18 protein-coding genes and 2 pseudogenes are annotated in these 21,279 nt (G+C 54.0%); 9 read left to right on the forward strand and 11 right to left on the reverse strand.

The window, feature by feature from the left end:
* The first annotated feature begins 21 nt into the window (after positions 1-21).
* The 3 genes from EL645_RS21275 to EL645_RS21285 all read left to right on the forward strand — a co-directional run bounded on the left by EL645_RS21275 (position 22) and on the right by EL645_RS21285 (position 2,072).
* Positions 22-867 carry a L,D-transpeptidase family protein gene (locus EL645_RS21275; RefSeq protein WP_161977557.1) on the forward strand — a complete coding sequence of 282 codons (846 nt, stop codon included), beginning with the start codon at positions 22-24 and terminating at the stop codon, positions 865-867.
* 676 nt (positions 868-1,543) lie between these two features.
* Positions 1,544-1,735 carry a YceI family protein gene (locus EL645_RS39430; RefSeq protein ID WP_161977558.1) on the forward strand — a complete coding sequence of 64 codons (192 nt, stop codon included), beginning with the start codon at positions 1,544-1,546 and terminating at the stop codon, positions 1,733-1,735.
* Complete coding sequence (locus EL645_RS21285) at positions 1,719-2,072, forward strand: YceI family protein (protein WP_161977559.1); 354 nt, start codon at positions 1,719-1,721, stop codon at positions 2,070-2,072. The genes EL645_RS39430 and EL645_RS21285 overlap by 17 nt, the downstream gene beginning before the upstream one ends.
* A gap of 12 nt (positions 2,073-2,084) precedes the next feature.
* Here the strand turns inward: EL645_RS21285 and EL645_RS21290 are convergent, their stop codons facing one another.
* Both EL645_RS21290 and EL645_RS45610 read right to left on the reverse strand, forming a co-directional pair.
* On the reverse strand, positions 2,085-2,828 hold the full coding sequence (locus EL645_RS21290) for a sugar phosphate isomerase/epimerase family protein (protein WP_126552365.1): 744 nt from the start codon (positions 2,826-2,828) through the stop codon (positions 2,085-2,087).
* Positions 2,829-2,964: 136 nt separating this feature from the next.
* Positions 2,965-3,575 (reverse strand): annotated as a pseudogene (locus EL645_RS45610) (Tm-1-like ATP-binding domain-containing protein).
* Between the two features lie 36 nt (positions 3,576-3,611).
* Here EL645_RS45610 and EL645_RS39435 point away from each other — a divergent pair.
* Positions 3,612-3,773: a hypothetical protein gene (locus tag EL645_RS39435; RefSeq protein WP_161977560.1), complete on the forward strand. Its 162-nt coding sequence runs from the start codon at positions 3,612-3,614 to the stop codon at positions 3,771-3,773.
* Between the two features lie 243 nt (positions 3,774-4,016).
* Here the strand turns inward: EL645_RS39435 and EL645_RS21305 are convergent, their stop codons facing one another.
* The 7 genes and pseudogenes from EL645_RS21305 to EL645_RS21335 form a co-directional block, all read right to left on the reverse strand.
* Positions 4,017-5,408, reverse strand: a complete 1,392-nt coding sequence (locus EL645_RS21305) for an outer membrane protein assembly factor BamB family protein (RefSeq protein WP_126552368.1) — start codon at positions 5,406-5,408, stop codon at positions 4,017-4,019.
* 161 nt (positions 5,409-5,569) lie between these two features.
* Complete coding sequence (locus EL645_RS21310; RefSeq protein WP_161977561.1) at positions 5,570-6,172, reverse strand: HD domain-containing protein; 603 nt, start codon at positions 6,170-6,172, stop codon at positions 5,570-5,572.
* 31 nt (positions 6,173-6,203) lie between these two features.
* Positions 6,204-7,430 carry a transposase gene (locus tag EL645_RS41245; RefSeq protein ID WP_218031778.1) on the reverse strand — a complete coding sequence of 409 codons (1,227 nt, stop codon included), beginning with the start codon at positions 7,428-7,430 and terminating at the stop codon, positions 6,204-6,206.
* Positions 7,431-7,651: 221 nt separating this feature from the next.
* On the reverse strand, positions 7,652-8,911 hold the full coding sequence (gene hutI, locus EL645_RS21320) for an imidazolonepropionase (protein ID WP_161977562.1): 1,260 nt from the start codon (positions 8,909-8,911) through the stop codon (positions 7,652-7,654).
* Between the two features lie 21 nt (positions 8,912-8,932).
* A pseudogene (gene hutH / locus EL645_RS21325) lies at positions 8,933-10,458 on the reverse strand (histidine ammonia-lyase).
* 124 nt (positions 10,459-10,582) lie between these two features.
* The gene (gene hutU / locus EL645_RS21330; RefSeq protein WP_126552371.1) at positions 10,583-12,238 is read right to left on the reverse strand and encodes a urocanate hydratase; all 1,656 of its coding nucleotides are present in this window, start codon (positions 12,236-12,238) and stop codon (positions 10,583-10,585) included.
* A 126-nt stretch (positions 12,239-12,364) separates the two neighbouring features.
* Entirely contained in the window at positions 12,365-13,663 is a 1,299-nt protein-coding gene (locus EL645_RS21335) for a formimidoylglutamate deiminase (protein ID WP_126552372.1), read from the reverse strand.
* A 229-nt stretch (positions 13,664-13,892) separates the two neighbouring features.
* Between EL645_RS21335 and EL645_RS21340 the strand changes: the two genes are divergently transcribed.
* The 3 genes from EL645_RS21340 (at position 13,893) to EL645_RS21345 (ending at position 17,093) form a co-directional block, all read left to right on the forward strand.
* Positions 13,893-14,645: an IclR family transcriptional regulator gene (locus tag EL645_RS21340; protein ID WP_126552373.1), complete on the forward strand. Its 753-nt coding sequence runs from the start codon at positions 13,893-13,895 to the stop codon at positions 14,643-14,645.
* 294 nt (positions 14,646-14,939) lie between these two features.
* Positions 14,940-15,095 carry a hypothetical protein gene (locus EL645_RS39440; RefSeq protein ID WP_161977563.1) on the forward strand — a complete coding sequence of 52 codons (156 nt, stop codon included), beginning with the start codon at positions 14,940-14,942 and terminating at the stop codon, positions 15,093-15,095.
* A gap of 963 nt (positions 15,096-16,058) precedes the next feature.
* Entirely contained in the window at positions 16,059-17,093 is a 1,035-nt protein-coding gene (locus EL645_RS21345) for a phosphotransferase family protein (RefSeq protein WP_126552374.1), read from the forward strand.
* A gap of 296 nt (positions 17,094-17,389) precedes the next feature.
* On the opposite strand, the gene EL645_RS21350 is transcribed toward EL645_RS21345, so the two are convergent.
* On the reverse strand, positions 17,390-18,646 hold the full coding sequence (locus tag EL645_RS21350) for a toll/interleukin-1 receptor domain-containing protein (RefSeq protein WP_126552375.1): 1,257 nt from the start codon (positions 18,644-18,646) through the stop codon (positions 17,390-17,392).
* A 101-nt stretch (positions 18,647-18,747) separates the two neighbouring features.
* Between EL645_RS21350 and EL645_RS21355 the strand changes: the two genes are divergently transcribed.
* Positions 18,748-19,680, forward strand: a complete 933-nt coding sequence (locus tag EL645_RS21355) for a helix-turn-helix transcriptional regulator (protein WP_161977564.1) — start codon at positions 18,748-18,750, stop codon at positions 19,678-19,680.
* A gap of 142 nt (positions 19,681-19,822) precedes the next feature.
* Positions 19,823-20,185 carry a VOC family protein gene (locus EL645_RS21360; protein WP_126552377.1) on the forward strand — a complete coding sequence of 121 codons (363 nt, stop codon included), beginning with the start codon at positions 19,823-19,825 and terminating at the stop codon, positions 20,183-20,185.
* A 30-nt stretch (positions 20,186-20,215) separates the two neighbouring features.
* Here EL645_RS21360 and EL645_RS21365 read toward each other — a convergent pair whose 3' ends face one another.
* Positions 20,216-21,181, reverse strand: a complete 966-nt coding sequence (locus tag EL645_RS21365) for a WD40/YVTN/BNR-like repeat-containing protein (RefSeq protein ID WP_126552378.1) — start codon at positions 21,179-21,181, stop codon at positions 20,216-20,218.
* Positions 21,182-21,279 lie beyond the last annotated feature (98 nt).

The following is a 21,279-nucleotide window of genomic DNA, read 5'->3' on the forward strand; positions in this document are numbered from 1 at the left end:
GTTGCTTGTGGAAATCCAACTGTGTCAGTAACGCCGGCGGCAGCCACGCCCAATCAGGGACAGCGCATGGCGCAGAGTGTGGCGAATGTGGATATGGTACCGTCGCCAACGGCTACTCCGACGGTCCAGAACACGCCAGATCCTACGCCAACACCTGACCCGGTTAAAACCATGACAATATCCTGGAACAGCGCTCCCTCAACGATCTATACAGTTGGCACAGCCAATGTACGCAATATCCCTTTTACCAGCGGCTACGTTATCAAAACGCTGGCCGCCGCCCAGACACTGACTGTTTATGGCACGGTCAATGGGGAGATCTTGAGCAATGGCGCATTGTGGTATCGCATCTCAGATCAAAACAGCACACCGGAGTATATCTATAGTGAACTGGTCAGCACCACTAAACCTGTACCAGTGGTGACCACCGGGCCGACCGCAACTCCGGGCAAGATCATAAAAGTCAATCTGACTGCCCAGACTATCTCAGCCTATGATAATGGCACCCTGGTACATCAAAACTTGATCACCAGTGGACAGCCAAATCTTCTGACGCCAACCGGTACATTCCAGATTATCAGTAAATTGCATCCAGCTACCTTCTACTCACCCTGGCCCAAAGGTTCACCCTATTACTACGCGCCGCTAAATATCAACTATGCCTTAGGTTTCCAGGGGACCTTGCTCTTCCTGCATGACGCCACCTGGCGCGGCACTGACTTTGGACCTGGCACCAATGTGCCACATACTGCGGCCAACGGTAGCCAGATGACCGGCTCACATGGTTGCGTCGAGATGTCGGTCGACAATTCCGCCTGGTTCTACAACTGGGCCACCATAGGAACACCATTAGTTATCGCATATTAATATATCGTCATTCTTCAATACATCTCACCATTCCTTCTAACACAGAGCGACACAGAGCAGATTAACTCAACAGCGAGCCAGCGCGGGATATCTCATATTTTGAAGTAACCCGCACTGGCTCGCACTACGACTACTGCTAGCTCCTCATTGTGTGTGTAATTCAAGCTCAAGTAATTTATGCGGGCAGTCTTCGACCTCACAATGTGTCTTATCCTCATGATCTCTGTGCTCTTCAAGCCTGAGTTTGAGCTCCAAAGACGCTCAAGAAATCTTCTTGTATGGTGCAAAAAAGTGCGCCCGGGCAGTGGAGAGTCCTTCCATGGCTTGTCCGATAAGCTGGAAGTCTTCTTGAGTGGTGCAAAAAGTGCGCCGGGCGCACTTTTTGCACCACTCAAGAAAAAAAGCTCGGGCGCGCCAGCGCACGTCCGAACGCTTCCCATGATAATGGGGATAAGACATATTCCCACCCGGCCTGGCGCTTCATTAGAAAATGTTAATATTTAACCTTTATTGGCATTTACAACAGTACAGAGGAACAACCGCATGTTATAATTCCAATCATAATTTCCGGCAAGTTTCTATTACTACTCAATGCGCGGCCCGGTTATTTTCCATAGTATTTCCAGTATTTACACGGTGCACCAGAAGGCCATACGCCTTTACAGGAGAGTTTTGTATGTTGTTTACCATCGATCCATTACATAGTTTAGTAGAATTTAGTGTTCAGCATTTAAAGATCAGTGTGGTCAAGGGGCGTTTTTCTGAGGTCCATGGCACCATACATCTGGATACCCAGCAGCCAGAAAAAACCACTATCCAGGCACAGGTCAAAACGGAGAGTATTTATACCGGTGCCCCCCCAACGTGATGCCCACCTGCGCTCAGCTGACTTTTTTGATATCTCTAGATTTCCCACCATGAGCTTTGAGAGTACGCGTATCCGCCTGGTAGACCAGAATCATTGCTGGCTCGATGGTAATTTTTTCATGCATGGGGTGACGCGCCCCATCACCTTCCAGGTTACATATACAGGCACCAATCGAGACCCATTGACCAATGCCTGGCGTATCGGCCTGGCCGCAAACACTACCATCGATCGGCGTGAATATGGCATGGTCTTTAACAGCCGCTTGATCGATGGGATCGCAGCGATAGGAAATGAGACGCGCATCGAGATCTATATCGAGGCCATCCAGATGTCGTAGTGATATCCAGGCTCAGCCAAGGCTGCGTATATATTGCAGGCTCTGCTTCATACTGGCCATTGGATCATCAACTACCGGATCTTGCTCAACAATCACATAACGAATGGCAGGCATCGCCTCAACCTGAGCAACCAGTGCGGCTAGCGGCATCTCACCCCTACCCAGTTCGGTAGAGGTTTTACCGGCAAAGTCGCGCAGGTGAATATAAGCAACCTTATCTTCATGACGCTGAAGATAAGCGAGAGGATCTATGCCTGCCAGCCAGACAAAACCCAGGTCCACACAGAGATCCACGGCAGAAAAATCCAGGCTCTCCAACAGGATATCCATGGCAGTTTGCTCACCAGTGATCGGCGCAAACTCAAAATCATGATTATGATAGTGGAGGTAAATACCTTCTTCCCGCAAGACTTTCCCGGCCTGATTGAACACACGGGCAGCCTCACGATAGTCCTGCTCACTGCGTCCAAACCATTTGAGGGGCCCACTGACGGTAATATCATGTGCCTGCAAAGTATGGATATAGCGTATCAGTGGTGGCAGATCTAACAGCGTCGCCGTCAAAACGTGCTGGCAGCAAGCCCGCAAATTATATTGCCGCAGCTTTAAAGCATAAGCAGCCGCATCTTCTGGCCCACCCTCAATAAATTGGTAGCCGCTGCTGGCCAATCCTTCTAATAGTAGATCAATATCCTTATCCAGTTGATATTTTTTACTAAATATATATGTCTGGGCACCCAATTTATGCTTCAACATAGCTCCTCTTCCCTGAACAAAAACGCGCTAAATTCTTACTGCGCATATACAAGGAAAAGCCCATCAGAGCTTTTCCTTGTAGCAATAATCCAATTATACAAGCTTGCTAATGTATTTTTTCTGTTACTAACCTCTTTTAATATGAGCTGGCCGAAAGTCGATCAGGGGGCTCTTGCGTGAGGTAGGGATGCAAGCGTGCTCGTGGGGAGAGCTCAAAATCATTATAGGCATGGGCCATGGTGGCGATGGCGGCGGCCGCATTGCTCAGGATACGCTCGGTGACCACATTGAGGCTGGTCAGGTCGACGACCGAATACATAATAGAGATATCCATCGCGCCAACGAGGGAACGTACATCGCCTGAAGCCAATGAAGAGACCAGGAGTTTGGGGACACCCAGCGGTAGGGCCTGCATGGCGCTGGTCGCTAACCTGGAGCCGCCGCCGCCACCAAGGCCAGGATACCGTGCAGGCGTCCGCGCGCGAATTGCGCGACCACCAGGGCGGTCGCCCCTTGCGCCATCAACCTGATAGCTGTGTTCTGGTCTGTATGTTCGAGTTGAGCAATATCGATATGGGCCGCCTGCGCAATTGTCTCCCTGGAAATATCGGGCTGGATTTGCGGCACGCCTTTGCTACCAGCATCCATCAAAATGACTTTGCAGTGAGCAGCCTGGATGCGCTCACGCACATAGGCATACTCCGGTCCTCTAGTATCCAGTGTTCCAAGCAGTACAACTGTCGTCATCTGTACACTTCCTTACTTACAAGTATAAGGACCAGCTTGGCCGATGCCAAAGCACGGCAAACGCTGATGGCTGGTCAAGAACCACTCCGTTCGTCCGCCAGTCCTGGTGGTCGTGACAATGATGCGTCACACGCGCAACAGCGCTACTCAGTCATCACCCGGGAACAAGCTTTTTCGAAACACGCTGTGGCATCCTAGCTCCATAGATAATGAGAAAAGCATTCAAGATGCACAGCCTGCAACAATATTACACATAGTAAGTATATAACATACCTCACATTTGAAAGAAGGTCCATCGTCTCGCTTGCTCGTGATCTCTGGGCGAACATGAAAAAGCCCTGTGGGCATGCTATATCAAGCTGGCAGAGGCTGGCACGGCACCATTATTATAAGGTAGACGGTTAGCAACGTAGTCTACCTTATAATAATAGTGCCACTACATTAGCTTATATGCTTGCTCCAGAGTATTTTCCCATCGCTCAAGCGCAGTACTGATAGGGTACTGTTATCAGTAGACACCAGGTCTAATACATTGTCATCACCACCTAAAAACACCTGGCCTTTTATTGCTGCTGACCAGAGCACAGTATTATCTTTTTCGTTGATAGCTTGTATAGAACCTTTACCTTGCAATGGATACATATAAATAACCCCATTGGAGATCCACTTTGGTTGGTTTACATCGATAGCCCTGCGCCAGACTATTTTCCCGGTCTCTGCGTTAACCGCTCTCATACCTTCATCAGCCTGGATATACAACATGTTATTTTGGATATCTTCGATATTTATGGCACCTGCCTCATGGGGAAATGTGCGCTCGATATTCCCTGTTTGAGGGTTAAAAACATCTATTGTATCTGCCACTTGATCGATGACATAAAGGTGATGGGCATCTGATTGAAGGGTAACAGGACCATTAAAATTATGGGACCACAAAACATGATCCTGCGACTGAATAGCCAGCAGCTTGTTATCGAACGTTTGCACATAGAGTATATTATTCACTATGGTTGGTCCTTGTACGGTCTGCGAAGGTGATGGAGTTGAGTGTGGCACTGCATATGACCAGAGGCGAGCACCACTCTCCTCTTTTAGAGCATAATAGATTTGTTGGGCGGAATTATAGCTATACACAACCCCATTTTCAATCGTCAATAAAGTTCCCGCTCTGACATTATGCCATAATAGTCGACCATCCTTGACAGCGTAAAATGAGTTATCTGAATCACTAAAAAAGAGCACATTAGCTTGCTCAATAGCATGCGGGCTGATATTAGACGAGGGTAGTTTATAGCTCCAGATAACTTTACCAGTACGAGGAGCCAGCAGAGAAACCAGACCATCCGAACGTAGTGCATAGATGTTAGACGCATAGCTATCTTGATTTCCTACCAATCCATAGGTAGTCGTGGATGATTGAGTTTGTGGACCATGCCAGAGCAAAGCGCCATTCTGGGTGTCATAAGCTGTTACACTGACAGCCGTCGTCGTTGTAGCCACAGCTCGCCATCCCATTGCGAACGTCACATTATCAGCACCAGCCGCCGTACTAAACAGCTCAGGCTTAACGCCAGGAGCTATCGTAGTCGAAGAGGGAGCCGCAGGTTTTACAAAAGATGCAACAGCGGGAAAGAACTGGATAGCAATAATAACACATCCTACAAGAATCACTAACGCGGACCAGAGACGAGCATGGCGTACAAAGGAAGCAAGTATTGACTCAAACCTTGCTGCTCCGGCCGCTCGATTACCCGCCTCCTCAGCATCAAGATCGGTAATCTCAACTTCAATATCCGACTGATCGCGTTGCTGCTGTTCAGGTCTATAATCCATACAATTTCTCCCATAAACATCGCCAGTTAATAAGATATCACATATATATACAATATCATCGCATACTTTAAGAAAGAATAACAGCCTGAAATACAGCAAAAACAAAATTTTAGAGATATCCAACTGCTATCACAATCAGAAGAGCCCTGTATCTCAAGCTGCTAGGATAATGTTTCCAGGTCGTGCAGGATGGTCTGTATTTCGTTGAGCAGGTAGGTGATAGCTTTGAGCAGGGGTTCCACGGGTTGTTGGGCTTGCAGGATGGATTGGCGCTGGCGCGCGGCCTGTACAAAGGCATTATAGAACCAGAGCTTTTCGACTTTACCGGTGCTGAATACCGCGTAGGCCTGCGCGCCGTCTAGCAGCACCTGTTTGCGCAGGTCACGGGCGTTCTGAAGCTTGTCGGCACATTTAATCAGGAGGGCGAAGAGCGAAGCTGATTCTACTTGCTGTAGATAGCCTTCTTTGCGTTCACGCCAGGGAGCTTTGGCAGCGCCACCCGTGCCCGGTTCGGTGCATTCCTCAACCAGCGCCAGCACCTCATCCCCCAACTGTGCCTGAATCAAAGGACGTGTGTGATCGCCCTGATCCTCGATGGCATCGTGCAGAAAGGCTGCCGCCACCGCAACCTCAGGGGCTCCATTGGATAGCACGATACCAGCGACTTCCATCAGATGCCCCATATAAGGGGTGTTGGGCACAAGAGAGGCTTTACGTGTCTGCCTTGCATGCAGTTCGGAGGCCAGCAAAAAAGCGCGGGTCACGAGGGTATCCATCCTCTTAGGTGTAGGTTTTTCAACAGGAGTTGAAAAAGCCCTCTGCGAGCGGCAAGTCAGGCCCCTGAGGCCAGGGCTCAGCGGGCAAGAAGAAGCGTAACGGTTCCTGTAAGCGCCAAATGATACGCGCTGCCAAGCGACACCCCCGATTGAAGCAACTCAACTTGCGCCTTTGATGCTGCTTTCGGTCGGGCTTGGCCGTGCGCCGAGCAATATGCGTGGGAGGCAGGCGTTCCAGGCAAGGCGCCTGCTCCTGCACCTCACGCTGGGCTCCCATCCCTACGGTGAGCAGAGTCGCTACCGCCATGGCCAACCAGAGCCGTTCCACCCGTGAAGGGATCTCACACCGACAGCGTTGCCAGTTCCACCCCCCTCGTTTCCCATCTTTGAACCCACATTCGATCCAAGGGCGCAGCCCGTACCAGCAAGCTTGGGCCTCTTCGACGGGCAGATCCGTCACCACGAACCAGGGCTCCTCATAGCCTTCATCCCAGCGCGCCAGCAAGCGACAGCGCAGCCGAGCATGCCGATCCGAAAAGCACATCACGTCCCCACTCCATTGGGTTCCCGCGCTGGGAACGAGCGTTTTGATCTCTCGGAAGTCCCCCACCCGATGACTGCTGGCTGGACGGGCCTTGCTGCCGCTGCGAATACGCAAAAAGGGATGCCACCCACACGCCACGATTTTTTGATACAGCCAGCGAGCGTAGAGCCCTCGATCTGCCATCACCAGGACTTCCCATTGCGCAGGAACGGACCCGCGCAAGCTCTCCAGTAGGTGCAGCCAGTGCGATTTGTGTTCTCCTTTCACTCCAGCTGGCACGATGTGCCAGGCGACCGGGATGGCACAACTACGCAGCACCACGGAGATGGAAAGGATCACGAAACGGTCACTCACGTTGGTAGCGTCGACAACGAGCACCAGACGGTGGCTGCTGGGATCCCAGCAGGATAGGATCCAGGTCAAGAGGGGCGCGAAGCAGGCCGAAACGTCCACCTGCTGCCGATGAGAACCCCGTTTGGCACCCGCTTCATTGCGCCATTCCCGCAGGCGTTGAAAGACGGTTGGTTGCGTTTGCCCCAACACTTCTGCCAGGCTGTCGGACACCTGGGTCAAGCCGCAGGTTCCTGCTATGACAATCCCCAGGCTGTAGCAGGCCAGCACCTTGGCTTGGGGCCAACTCAGATGAGGAAAGCGTCTTGCTACTTCTTTGATCCAATGCCATACTGTTTCTGGATACGACATGGTTTTCTCCCTTTCGATCGCCTTTGTTTTTGACGGTGGTCTTATCGTAACAGAAAACCGTGTCCTTTTTCTTGTTCCCTTTCAAAAAACCTACACCTAAGAGGCCTCCTTTTACCCTTCTCCACATAAAATTGCTCTTTTTATGATTTTTCGGGCATAAGAGGAATATGCGGGGAAGAGCCCCGCACGTACAGATCGTTGTTATTGTTGCTTTTTTGGTTTTAGAGGACGAGGATAGATTGGATGAGGTTGGTGCCGAAGTGGTAGCCGATCTCGTGGTAGTCGCGGATGGACCAGAGGGCCAGTTCACAGCGCTTGCCGATCTCGATGCTGCCTGTCTCGTCCTGGAGGGCGAGGGCACGGGCCCCGTTGATGGTGGCGGCACTTAATGCTTCATCGAGGCTCATCCCCATGGCGGACATGGCCAGCCCTAGCATCATTTGCATGTTTTCGCTGTATGAGGTGCCGGGATTAAAGTCGCTGGCGAGGGCGACCTTGAGTCCATGGTCGAGCAGGCGGCGGGCCGATGGATAGGGGCTGCGCAAGGTGTAAGAGCAACCGGGTAGCAGGGTAGCGACCACGCCGGCTTCGCGCATGGCCTCCAGGTCGGTATCGCTGGCATAATCCAGGTGATCGGCCGAGACGGCTCCCAGTTCGGCGGCGAGCTGGCTGCCGCCCGATGGGCTGAGCTGGTCAGCATGGACCTTGAGCTGGTAGCCCAGCTCTTTGGCGCGGGTCAGGATGCGGTGGCTCTCGGCCACAGAGAAGGCTTCGCGCTCACAGTAGACATCGCAGAAGCGGGCCAGTTCGGCAAAGGCCGGCAGCATCTCCTCGACCACCAGGTCTACATAGGCTGCGCGCCGCCCGTGGTATTCGGGGGGCACACTATGCGCGCCCAGGAAGGTAGGTATGATACGGACATGTTCGTGGGGTAGGGAGGGACTACAATTCAGGTCGTTGATGATGCGCAGGCAGCGCTCCTCGGCCTCCAGGTTCAGGCCATAGCCGGTCTTGATCTCAACGGTTGTCGTGCCATGCGCGCGCACAGATGCCAGGCGTTCCATTGCCAGGTCTAACAACATCTCTGAACTGGCATGGCGGGTTGCGTTCATCGTCGTCAAGATGCCGCGTCCCTGTCTGAGCAGCTCGCCATAGCTGGTCCCTTCGCGCCGCAGATGAAACTCTTCAGCCCGGTCGCCAGCGAACACCAGGTGCGTATGAGAGTCCACAAAGCCCGGTGTCACCACACAGCCATAGGCATCCACGATATTCACATGCCCCTGCTCAGAACATGCCAGCATTTCATCTACTTCCTGATCGGCTCCGATCCAGCTGATATTACCATCGTTATCGACCATAATAGCCGCGTTGCTGAGCACCTGTAATAGGCCGCTGGCCCCGGCGATGGGGGCCTGCGCAACGCTCACCAGCTGCCCGATATTGCGTACAATGGCCCGGGCCTGTATCTGCTGCTGTTCCACTTTGAGTATCCCCTTCCTTACTTATTCGATCTCGGCCACCTGGCCGGATTGGATGAGCTGGACGAGCTTCTCGATGTCGTGAGAGAGCACACGATCCTCTTTCAGGGTCGTGACATACTCACGCACCAGCTCTTTGGCCTGCTCGACCCCTTTGCCTGGTGCCAGTGGCAGGCGGAAGTCAAGCAACTGGGCTGCGCAGAGGAGCTCGATGGCCAGGACCTGCTGGGTCTGTTCGATGACGCGGCGCAGCTTATGGGCGCTGGTGACGCCCATGCTGACAAAGTCTTCCATGCCGGCCGAGGTCGGGATCGAGTCGATGCTGGCGGGATGGGCCATAACTTTGATTTCGTTGACCAGCGAGGCGGCGACATACTGGGCGATCATCAGGCCTGAGTGCAGGCCGGGATGAGGGGTGAGGAATAGTGTGGTCTCGGCCCCTTTTCTTCCCAGTCGTGTGGGCCAATGACGTTGTAGACGCGGCGCTCGGAGAAGCTGGCCAACTGGGCCAGGGCAATCGCCAGCATGTCCAGGGCCAGGGCCAGTGGCTGGCCGTGGAAGTTGCCGCCGCTGAGCACATCGCCCTCAGCAGGGAAAATAAGGGGATTATCTGTAACCGCATGTAGTTCGCGCTCAAATATGGTGGCACAATACTCAATAGCATCGCGTACGGCGCCGATGACCTGGGGGGCACAGCGCAGGGTATAAGGATCTTGCACGCGTGCGCAGTTCTGGTGGCTAGCATTGAGCTCGCTATCGCGTACCAACTGCCTGAGCCGGTTTGCACTCTCTATCTGTCCTACCTGTCCCCGGCGCTGGTGGATACGTGGGTCCAGTGGTACATGGCTCCCCAGTAGTCCTTCCAGGCTCATGGCGCAGGCCACCTCGGCACTGCGTACCGCTACCTGGGCATCGACAATGGCCAGGACCGCAATGGCCTCCATCAAGTGTGTGCCGTTGATCAGGGCCAGCCCTTCTTTGGTGTGCAGGCTGATCGCTTCCAGCCCGGCCCGCTGCAATGCCTGATCCCCGCTCAGCTTTTCACCTTGATAGATAGCTTCGCCTTCGCCGATCAGGGTCAGGGCGAGATGTGATAGGGGAGCCAGGTCACCGCTGGCGCCTACAGAGCCGCGCGAGGGGATCACGGGACAAATACCCGCGTTGAGCATGGCGGCCAGGGTCAGGACAATCTCGGCGTGGACGCCGGAGTGGCCCCGGGCCAGGCTGGCGGCCAGCAAGACCATCATGGCGCGCGTGACTTCTTCTGCGAGTGGCTCACCGACGCCGGCGGCATGGCTGCGAATCAAATTATATTGTAGCTCGACCTGTTGATCGGATGAGATACGCATCTTGCTCAGGTGTCCAAAGCCGGTCGTGATGCCATAGACCTTCTTGCTATCATCCACGGCCAGCCGGTCGATGACCTCGCGGGCGGCCTTGATGTTTTGCAGGGCCTCATCGCTGATGCTAACGGGCGCGTGTTGCCTGGCTACCGCCACCACATCGGCGAAGCTCAATGCCTGTCCACTGATAATAACCTGAGTTGGCATTTCTGAAAGATAATCTGCGTTCAACGGAACGTCCTTTCTGACACTGATACGGTTGCTTGTGAATGACCAGGGGCGCTCGATAGCATAGCCCCTGGTCGGGTTGGTAATCGCCATTGACCGGAGATTATCCTTGCATGGGGATCTTTACATTATATTTTTGCGCATGTGTCAAGGCTTCTTCATAGCCAGCATCGACGTGGCGAATGACCCCCATCCCGGGATCATTGCTCAGGACGCGGGTGAGCCGTGCCGCCGCCTCTGGCGTGCCATCAGCCACGATTACCTGTCCGGCGTGCATCGAGTAGCCGATGCCGACACCACCGCCATGATGCAGGGAGACCCAGGTGGCACCAGAAGCGGTATTGACCAGGGCATTGAGGAGCGGCCAATCAGCGATGGCATCACTCCCGTCCTTCATGCCCTCGGTTTCGCGATAGGGTGAGGCTACCGATCCGCTATCCAGGTGATCGCGACCAATCACAATCGGGGCCTTCACGATCCCTTTGGCTACCAGTTCATTAAAGGCCAGGCCGGCTTTATCGCGCTCGCCGTAGCCAAGCCAGCAGATGCGGGCGGGCAGTCCCTGGAACTGGATCTTCTTGCGGGCCATGGTGAGCCAGCGTTTCAAATGTTCATCCTCGGGGAAAAGTTCCAGCAAGGCCTCGTCGGTGCGGTAGATATCCTCTGGATCGCCTGAGAGTGCCACCCAACGGAATGGTCCTTTGCCGCGACAGAAGAGCGAGCGGATATAGGCTGGGACAAAGCCAGGGAAGTCGAGGGCATGCGTTTCACCAGCCTCTAAGGCCTGGCCGCGCAGGTTATTGCCATAGTCAAAGACGATGGCGCCACGCTTCTGTAGGTCCAGCATTGCCCGTACATGCGTGACCATCGACTCTTTAGCACGCCGGATATAGGTCTCTGGATCATGTTTGCGCAGGTCCTCGGCGGTCTCCAACGAGAGTCCGGCCGGGATGTAGCCATTGAGGGCATCGTGGGCCGAGGTCTGGTCGGTAACCATGTCCGGGATAATGTTGCGGCGCACCAGTTCTGGATAGATCTCGGCGGCGTTGCCTACCAGGCCGATGGAGAGCGGTTCGCCCTGGGCGCAGGCCTCGCGTACCCGGGCCAGTGCCTCATCCAATGTGTGGGCGATCTCATCGCAGTAGCCGGTGGACACGCGGCGCTGGATATGCGACTCATCGACCTCGACGGCCAGGCAGACGCCATCATTCATGGTCACGGCCAGTGGCTGGGCGCCACCCATTCCGCCCAGGCCGGCGGTCAGCACAAATTTACCTTTAAGCGAGCCACCATAATGCTGGCGCGCCGCCTCCGCGAAGGTCTCAAAGGTTCCCTGCAGGATACCCTGTGAGCCGATATAGATCCAGGAGCCAGCGGTCATCTGCCCATACATCGTCAGGCCCAGCGCTTCCAGGCGGCGAAACTCTTCCCAGTTGGCCCAGTGTGGTACCAGGTTCGAGTTGGCGATCAGCACGCGTGGCGCATCGGTATGGGTGCGCATAATCCCGACCGGCTTGCCCGATTGCACCAGCAGGGTCTCATCGTTCTCCAATTGTTGCAATGAGCGTACAATGGCCTCATAGGCTTCCCAGGAGCGCGCGGCGCGGCCCGAACCACCGTAGACCACGAGGTCCTCTGGACGTTCCGCCACATCGGGGTCCAGGTTATTCATCAACATGCGCATGGCCGCCTCTTGTTGCCAGCCCTTACAGCTAAGGGTGGTACCCCGGGGTGCGCGAATCTGCTTTCTTTGTGACATATTTCCAGCTTCCTTTCACCGATGCATAACGAACGATGTGGATATAAACGTTTTATTTTCAGGCCAGGTTGAGGAAAACTAAATTGTACACAATTTAATTTTTCTCAACTTGCAGCATAAAAAACTTTAAATATACGACCAGACCTTCTGGCCCTGTACCCATGTTTGCTTGATGACCTGGCTGGCGGCGGTGCCGAAACAGAGGACATCCAATAAATCTTCGGGCGTCCAACCAGTCAGCGCAGGTGTGTTGAGGTCGACGGCGATAAAATCGGCCGCCAGTCCGGGGGCGATCTGCCCGCTTTGGAGCCTTAATGCTCGGGCACCGTATCGGGTGCCATATGCAAACAGTAAGGGACCAGGCGAGGCCATCTCGTCGGAGACCAGCACGCGGCGGCGTTGATAGCGCATGCGGGCGGAATATTCAGCCCAGCGCAACTCTTCAAAGGGATCGAGGCGTGTATTGCTGTCTGAGCCAATGGTCAGGGGAATATTGGCCTGGCGCAGCTCGGCATAGGGGGCGATGCCATCTCCCAGGTCGCCCTCGGTGGTGGGACAGACACAGATGGTGGCACCTGTCTGAGCCAACAATTCTATCTCCCGGGCGTTGGCATGGGTGGCATGTACGACCGTGGTCAAAGGGCCCAGGGCCGCGCAGCGCTGCAGTAGCTCGATCGGTGTACAGCCCTCGGCTGCCAGGCATTGCTCGATCTCGGCCCGCTGCTCATCGGCATGAATGTGAAATGGGATCTGGTGCTGGCGACTATAGTCCGCGATGGCTGTGAGCCATTTTGCGGGGACGGCCCGTACCGAATGGGGTGCCACCCCGAAGGGGATGCCGCTCGTACGCAACGTTTCGGCTCGCGCCAGATACGCGTCGAGCGATCTATCGCAGAAGCGGAGCTGATGAGCATCGGGCGGCTGCTTGAAATTGCCCTGGGCGTAGGCTGTGAGCAGTAAGACCACGCGGATGCCCGCATCGCGTCCGGCCTGCACTACCGCTTCGGCCAGGATATTGGGATTATCATAGGGTCGCCCGCCGGGCTGGTGATGGACATAATGGAACTCTCCGACGCTCGTGTAGCCGGCTGCCAGCATCTCGTGGTAGACCTGCTTACTGTGCTCATAGATCAGTTCGGGGGTCAGGCGCTGGGCCTCCGCATACATCGCATTGCGCCAGGTCCAGAACGTATCATTGGCTGAGAGCCGACGCTGCGTATGGCCGCGCAGTGCTCGCTGGAAGGCGTGGCTATGCGTATTGACAAAACCGGGCAGCAACACCATGCCCGGCAGCTCCTCGGTGATCGCTACCCCGCTATCGCGATTAGCGATCGCAAGGATTACACCCTCATCGGAGACACTCACAACCTGGTCAGGTATCAAGCCTTGCGGCGTATAGACATAATCTGGGGCAAGACCCTTCATAGCACAACTCCATGGGAGAATATTGTAGCTGCCCGCTCAAATTTGATTTTCATTGAGTGAAAGTGAATATCATATAATGAAAATTTAACATGAAGGGAAAGCGTGTGTCAAGGTAGTAGACATAGCGTCTGCATAATATAGTCGGGTAGATTGACCGCTTTCTTGACGCTGCTAGAGAATATATGCTATATTGCCGGGGCTGAGGCCTTTTTTTCACTCAGTGAAAATCATGCTATTTTCATCGGATAAGTGGCGCGATCTACTATTGGCGTCCCCCTGCTCGCCCAATAAGGAGTGCACATTGAAAGAAGCCCTGGATATGACCCAGGCCGTTGGTCCGGTCGAAAGAGTCCTTCATCTCCTCATCTGTTTTCAAACCCATAGCGATGGCTTATCGCTGACCGAATTGGCGAAGATGACCAATCTCTCGCCGGCGACCGCCACGCGGCTGCTCAGGATGTTGGAGCGCTATGAATTTATCCGCCGGGGACCCGATCGCCTCTATCGCCTGGGCCCGCAGGTCATGCAACTTGGCCTGGCCGCGCTGCAGGACATGTCGCTGTATGAGATTGCTCGTCCGCACCTGCGCCAACTGGCCGAAGAGACCGGTGAAAGCGCCCACCTGGGTATCCTGCTGGGTGAAGGTAGCGTGCTCTATGTTGACCAGGTCTCCAGCCGCCAGGCGGTCCAGGCCGGCATGTGGGTGGGTAAAACCGTGCCGGTCAGCAACACCGCCATCGGAGCCGCCATCCAGGGCCATGTTGAGCGCAACGGCTATATCGCCCGTCGCGATGCCGTCGAGCCCGATGTCTCATCGATCGCCGCCCCCATCTATGATCAGAGCACCAGCGTTGTCGGCGCCATCAACATCATCGGCCCCACCTATCGCATCTCAGACGAACAGCTCACCCATATCGGCACCCTCGTCGCCGAGCACGCCCACCAGATCTCCCTTGCCCTTGGCGCTTCCAACGGTGCCTGACCCACTCCCATCCCCTCCGCCAACCTCGTTGAAATTCGCATCCAGGCAACAAGAAAAGCGATGTCATAGGTTCGGGCCTCAGCGCCCGATTGCCGCCCCGGTAGGGCGGCCCGGTATCCCAGCACTCAAGCCCCCGTGGTATTGGCCCTTCCTTCACGCGGTGCCCGAACGCATGGTCCGTGTTTGGGCACCGCGTGGGTCGAGGGAGCGGTGACGAGAGACCGAGCGGCGAGGAGAGACCGAGCGGCGAGGAGACCGGGCCCCACGACCGGTGGGGCGCTGAGGCCCGAACCTATGAGCATCGTCTTTCTTGTCGCTTTTTCGTACAGGAAGGGAAAAGGATATATTCCCGGCTACCTGTCGATGCGTATTGATAAACTAGATGGGCACCCCTGGATGAAAGACGAAATAACCCTCTTCAGTATCGAAGGCCGCGAGACCGGCCTGTAGTATCGCCATGCGTGCTCGTTTAGTGTACCTGAACCTGGAGCGTTGCCTGTTTCTGGCTGGAAAAGAGAAGGCATGTACACACGCCTTCTCTTCTGAGACATATTATTTTTCTGCTTCCCGCTGGTAAATCCGATATTTGCGCGCGACGCGTCTTTTGTGGAGACGCCTGACTTTTCTTTGCGTCTCGATCACCTTGCCGCGTACGTAATTTAGACGATTGACGCGAACGTAGGATGGCTTTATATCCGCCCATGATCCTGCAAACAGAATTGGATCAGGATGGCGCATCTCCGGGGAGGCGCATACCCCTCCTCATCCCAATTGGTTCGATCAGCCTTTGCCGCATACCAGGCGCGGATGCTTCCGATATGTCGAATGTTGCGAAAATAAGAATACACTTGTTCCTCCAATCTGGCACGAACTGCTCGTACCTATGGAGGATGCTCGCTTTCTGGCATATGTTCTTCCTTCTTTTTCAGCTCATTAACCCGATATATTGTACCATACGTCTCTTTATCTGTGGCGGGTCTCTTTCTATGTACAGATAATCAACTAAGGATCTTTTACTTGACAGCTTCAGCTATAATATTTGAGACGTAAGCGCATAATTTAGTAGTGCATTTAAATGGTGAAATAGCTTTTATCTATCTATAGGAGGTGGCTTATGAAAATCATCTATACACAACAAATCATATCATGCCGCTCGCTTATAGCTAGATATAGGAACTGGTAGTCATCATCAGGCAGGCTTTTAAGCTCTTCGATCAGTTACGTGCCTCGTCAGGTAGGTATCCGCATTGATTTCGTATATCCGTAAGCCGCAGGTATGATACTATGCTTGTGGTCTGGCTTTTTTGAGGTGCTAAGCGCACCCATCTGCAACCCTGGCCACAAGCTCCTCTCTTTTTTCGCCTGAATGTTTAGAAACGTAACATCTACAGCTACAAAAGGAGCTTTCCTGTGGTGAGATATACAATAATTGAACGCGCTCCCGCTGCGTTTCAGCAGCCCGTCCCATTAGAGCAGATCCAGGCTATGTGTCAGCGAGCGTTTGGCAAGGATCGATCCATCCTCTCTATCGAAGAGCTCGCGGGTGGGGGACACAACAACACCTATCGTATTCTGCTTGCCGCTATGCCCCCGGTGATCCTGCGTGTCTCCCCGGCGCATGGTCCCCATCTGGCGCAACACGAGCTCAATCTGATGCGTAACGAGCAATATATGCAACCCTTCCTGGCCCCGATCGCGCCCCTGATGCCCAGAACGCTGATGGTCGATTTCACCCATCAACTGATCAAGCGCGACTATATCTTCCAGACCTTTATGGAAGGGGAGTTATGGTCGGATATCGAGCATGAATTGACACTGGAAGAGGATCTGGCCCTCTATCGTCAGCTGGCCGAGCTCACAAAAATAATTCACGGTGTCGAAGGCGAAACATTCGGCCAGCCCCTGGTTGGTCACACTTTTGACCGCTGGAGTTCGCTGGTCGTTCATAAACTTGAGAGCTCCATTCGCGATCTTGAGGCTATCCCCCTGGACGCCACCGATGTCCGAGCGCTCCTCGACCTGGTAATGGCCCATCTCGACCTGCTCGACCAGATCGACCGACCCCGCTTGTTGCACGGCGACCTCTGGACCTTCAACGTACTGGTCAAGCGTGATCCCGCGCAGCATGTCCCAACCATTAGCGCCGTCCTCGACTCTGACCGCTGCTGGTGGGGCGATCCCCTGGCCGACTGGACCATGTTTCTGCTGCACATAAGAGCTACTGAGAGTCCCGATCCTAAAGTCGTCGCGGGCACGCGCGCCTTCTGGCAGACCTACGCGGACGCGGAACCCGATCCGGGCGCACAGTTTCGCAGTCATGTCTACCACGCCATGAGCTTCTGCGACGCCCGCATCGAACTCCAGCGGCGCCAAAGCCACGAGCGGGTCCGCCAGACCTACCAGCGTATCCAGGAGATCCGCGACGCCCTCTGTACGTGCGGGGCTTGACCCCGCTTTATCCGTTCCCGCCCGAAAAATCGACAATAATAACGCTATGCGCTCAATCAAGTAGCTGCAAAATCCTATCGTTGTTGCTTTTTCGAGCGTGGAGATTAAAAGCGGGGGCAAGCCCCGCACGTACAAATCGTATTTATTGCTGCGTTCAGTTGCTTGCCTGGTTGCTAAATGAGGTGTATTGGGCCTGGTGCATGCCGCCCGGTTGGCGTACGACACGCTGCTTTCACACAAATGCACATACTCTATGGTAGAATAGATCGAACTCATCATCATAATCAAGCGTTATTTTAATCATTGTTGTATAGCGCATCAATTATATATTGCCTTCTCTGTTTCATTCCTGCGTTGGTGGGATCGAGCTGGATCGCTTTATCATAGGTTGTGAGTGCCTCTTGCAACTGGCCTTGCAATGCTAGCGCAACTCCCTTATTGTTGTATACTTCTGCCGATGTTTGATCAATATAAATAAAGCGATCAAAAGCCGCTACAGCTTCCTTGTAGCGTTCCAATTTCAGCAGGGCATTTCCTTTGTGCCTATAGGCGGCAGTATTATCAGGATCGATGCGAAGAGCTTCTTCTGCAGTCTTGAGCGCCTCCTCAAAGCGATTAAGCGCATAAAAGACCGCGCTGATTCCTGAATGTGATGTCGAGACGGTTGGATCGCGACGAATGGTTTCCTGGAAGGCCATAAGAGCTTCTTCGTTGCGGCTAAGTGCAGAAAGTACATATGCCTTTGTCTGATATATGATAGGCATTTTCCAGCTATCACTTTCTCTTAGCCTGGTCAGGCGAATGGATTTATTTAAAGTTACCAGCGCTTCATCAAGACGACCTAAAACAGCGAGGGCTTTGCCTTTATTAAAATATGCGCTTGCGTAGGTTGGATCAAGGCGAATAGCTTCATCAAGAGGATCAAGTGCTTCTTGCATGCGGTCAAGCTCAACAAGAACATAGCCTTTGGCTCCATGGGCTACCGCATCCGTTGGATCATTACGAATTGCCTCTTCACATAGGGCCAGATTCTCATTGTATTGTATGAGCGTCGCTTGTTTTTTACTGTTTTGCAACTCCTTTTGCTTAAAGCGCTCCACTAACTTCTCGACCACGGCCCGAATGCCACGACCAGCATCTTCAAAGGCGCTATCCCGGTCCTCCCAGCGTGTGACAGCAATGGCATTTGAGGGTAATAGATTGATCTTACTGAAAGGCGCGTTTGTCCAATCCACCGGGCGGATCAAAATAGGCATGACACGTGCCTCTCCTCTCTCATGCCGCTGGAGCGCCCGGGCCATCTCTTTGCCGTAGCAGTAATCAGATGCCATAAAATGTGGGCTGATGAGCAATGCAATAATATCTGCTTCGTTCAAATGGGTATTAATGGCGTCTTCCCATTCTTCACCGGCCGTAATCATGAGATCATGCCAGGTAGTGAGGAGCCCTTCGCGTTTTAAGCCGCTCAGATGCCTATCCAGATCATCCCGAAACACCTTATCTTCCCTGGCGTAACAATAGAATAACTTCAATGGATCTGTGCCTGCAGTCATCGTATCACCTTCCCATAAATGATGTAGCTATACTATAATAACGAAGATCAGGCCTCAATATTATTAAAGCATTTGTTGTAATCTAACGAAAGATGGAGACGATGAATCGTATTGATCGTTTGACGGCTATTCTTTTGCTTTTGCAGGGTGGGAAGCGCTCTGCCAGCGAGATTGCCCAGCATTTTGAGGTGTCTCGGCGTACGATTCAGCGTGATATCGATGCTCTGTGTGAGATGGGGATCCCCATTGCGGCCGATCTGGGGGCCTCAGGCGGTTATACCCTGCCAGCCGATTATTCGTTGCCTCCTCTGGCTCTGACCCTGCATGAAGCCCTGCTGCTACGCCTGGCCTTGAGCGGCCTTTCTCAATTGGGCGAGACGCCATTCAAGCAGGAGCGGGAGACGTTGCTGGCCAAGGTTCAGACCCTGCTGCCGCGCCGTGAGAGCGAGCATCTTGAGCAGTTTACGCAGACCCTTTCGCTCGATGTGCCTTCACGACCCTATGCGACTCCGTTCCTCGATTACCTGTTGGCGAGCGCTAACAAGGAGCAGTGGGTTGCGGTAGAGTATCGTTCTGAGAAAGGGGCCTCGCAGCAAACGCTGTTGCCGCAGCACCTGCGTACCTCGGCGGGCCTCTGGTATTGTGAGGCCTACTCGTTGGAGCGCCAGGAGACACGCGTTTATCGTGTTGATCGTTTTCTGGCGGTGCGCGCAGTCCCGGAGCCGCCGCAAGTGGAACGCCCGGTCTCCTCACCTATTCGCCATGTCCATCCCTCATTTCCTGAGGTACGCATCCACCTGACGGCGCGGGGTGTCATGAAGCTGGAACGCGTCCCGCACCTGGCGTCGTGCCTCCAGCACAAAGAGGACGGAGAAGCACTACTCAGCTTACATTTGCGCTTGGCTGACTACAATTGGCTCGTCGGTATCTTATTGGGCCTTGGTACCGATGCGAAGGTGTTGGCACCGGCTGAATTGCGTGTACGTGTTCAGCAAGCGGCTGAGAAAATTGCTGCGCATTGTGCCCAATTATGACATAAGGTTGTCGCCATTCACTTGTTATACTCTCCTGGTATTGATGATCCTTGCGAGAGAGGCGGAGAGGAAAGCCCTTCCGTTTTCGCTTGAGCGAGCATCTCCGATCTAGATTAACTCGTTCCAGGAAAGGAAAACAAGCATGGCACAGCATCCAATCGCACATATTGAGATTCCCGCCGAGAACGCTGCCGCGTCCGGCACCTTTTATAGCGATGTCTTTGGTTGGCAGACCAAAACCAACGTGGAGCACAACTACGTCATCTTCGAATCCGAAGGCGGCCTGCGGGGCGGTTTTACGGGACCCGCTGAGCCCTCCTACAAGCCGGACAGATTGCTTGTTTATCTGGCCTGTGATGATATCGATGCCACCCTGGCCATCATAGAGGCGAATGGAGGAAAAACCATCGTCCCCAGAACGGAGATCCCCCATGTTGGCTGGTGGGCGATTTTCGCCGATCCCGCCGGCAACCACCTCGGCCTGTCCACCCGCCAACAACCATAATGATGCGTTTCGTGTGTGTCAATACGAGATCTATGCGCTGGCCCAGGTCTGGCCACCGTTAGTAGTCTTCAATAGGATGGTTTGTGGATTAGCCCCATCACCGGTTTGCCCGATTGCCCAACCGGTGGTGGGTGAGATGAAATTCAACTGTGTGAAGCTGGTGATGCTGGTCGGGATGGTTGGGTTTATCTTTTTCCAATGCTGGGCTCCGTCGTTGCTACTATAAAGAGTGGTCCCTTGAGGATCTGCAACCCATATGTGGGCCATATCGGTGAAAGTCGCCGGCCCGCCGTAAGCAGAGACGGGCGTGGTAGCTTGCCAGGTAGCTCCATTATCATGGCTTAGCAGAAACATCTTCCCTGAACCGGTGGATGCCTGGAGATCGATTGGCAAGATCCCACTGTTGCTGTTGAAAAAGGTGGGCGGGAGCATAGATGATCCTACATCAGGCACCGGGAGTGAGAGCGTCTTTCCTTGCCAGGTGGCACCTCCATCATGGGTGGCATATAGCTGTAAGATGCCATCAGTAAACACGGTTGCCCAGCCGGTGGAGTTATTCACAAAGGTCAGACCCGATTTATGATGGGCAAACGGGAATGTCCTGGGCACTGGCAAGGCTGGTCCTAGCGGGGTCTGGGAGATTGGCTGCCAGCTCTGACCTTCATCCGTGGTATGGAAGATAGCGACCAGATCATTGCCGGTGGCACCTTGAAACGGGACTTCTGCCCAGCCTTCGTGATCATTGATAAAGCTCATCCTGCGTGGATCGGGGAGGAGATGTTGCGCGGGGAACGCACTGTTCTGCCATGTGTATCCACCATCAGTCGTGCGCGAGATGGTGGCAGGGGCCGTGCTGTTGGGATCTGCGCTTGCGATCAGCAATTGGAGACCATTGAACACGTAACCTCCCAGGATTGTCCCACTCGCCTGCGCTGGTGTGACATCCTGCCAGCTCGTCCCTCCATCTGAGGTATGCCCACGCGTGTCTTGGTCCATAGCCAACCACTGCTGGCACCTGTCATTCGGACAGCCTGTAGACCTTGAAACTTCGCTGCTGTGATGGCCGTTTTTGGCTGACTCTGAGGCAACGTTGT

The sequence above is a fragment of the Dictyobacter kobayashii genome (assembly GCF_003967555.1).
Taxonomy (GTDB): domain Bacteria; phylum Chloroflexota; class Ktedonobacteria; order Ktedonobacterales; family Ktedonobacteraceae; genus Dictyobacter; species Dictyobacter kobayashii.

Bases quoted from the DNA above. Each gene is read 5' to 3' on its own strand.
- EL645_RS39430 (WP_161977558.1), top strand. From the start codon at position 1,544: ATGTTGTTTACCATCGATCCATTACATAGTTTAGTAGAATTTAGTGTT.
- EL645_RS21290 (WP_126552365.1), bottom strand. From the start codon at position 2,828: ATGTTGAAGCATAAATTGGGTGCCCAGACATATATATTTAGTAAAAAA.
- EL645_RS21305 (WP_126552368.1), bottom strand. From the start codon at position 5,408: ATGGATTATAGACCTGAACAGCAGCAACGCGATCAGTCGGATATTGAA.
- EL645_RS41245 (WP_218031778.1), bottom strand. From the start codon at position 7,430: ATGTCGTATCCAGAAACAGTATGGCATTGGATCAAAGAAGTAGCAAGA.
- hutU (WP_126552371.1), bottom strand. From the start codon at position 12,238: ATGTCACAAAGAAAGCAGATTCGCGCACCCCGGGGTACCACCCTTAGC.
- EL645_RS21335 (WP_126552372.1), bottom strand. From the start codon at position 13,663: ATGAAGGGTCTTGCCCCAGATTATGTCTATACGCCGCAAGGCTTGATA.
- EL645_RS21340 (WP_126552373.1), top strand. From the start codon at position 13,893: ATGCTATTTTCATCGGATAAGTGGCGCGATCTACTATTGGCGTCCCCC.
- EL645_RS39440 (WP_161977563.1), top strand. From the start codon at position 14,940: ATGAGCATCGTCTTTCTTGTCGCTTTTTCGTACAGGAAGGGAAAAGGA.
- EL645_RS21350 (WP_126552375.1), bottom strand. From the start codon at position 18,646: ATGACTGCAGGCACAGATCCATTGAAGTTATTCTATTGTTACGCCAGG.
- EL645_RS21355 (WP_161977564.1), top strand. From the start codon at position 18,748: ATGAATCGTATTGATCGTTTGACGGCTATTCTTTTGCTTTTGCAGGGT.
- EL645_RS21360 (WP_126552377.1), top strand. From the start codon at position 19,823: ATGGCACAGCATCCAATCGCACATATTGAGATTCCCGCCGAGAACGCT.
- EL645_RS21365 (WP_126552378.1), bottom strand. From the start codon at position 21,181: ATGGACCAAGACACGCGTGGGCATACCTCAGATGGAGGGACGAGCTGG.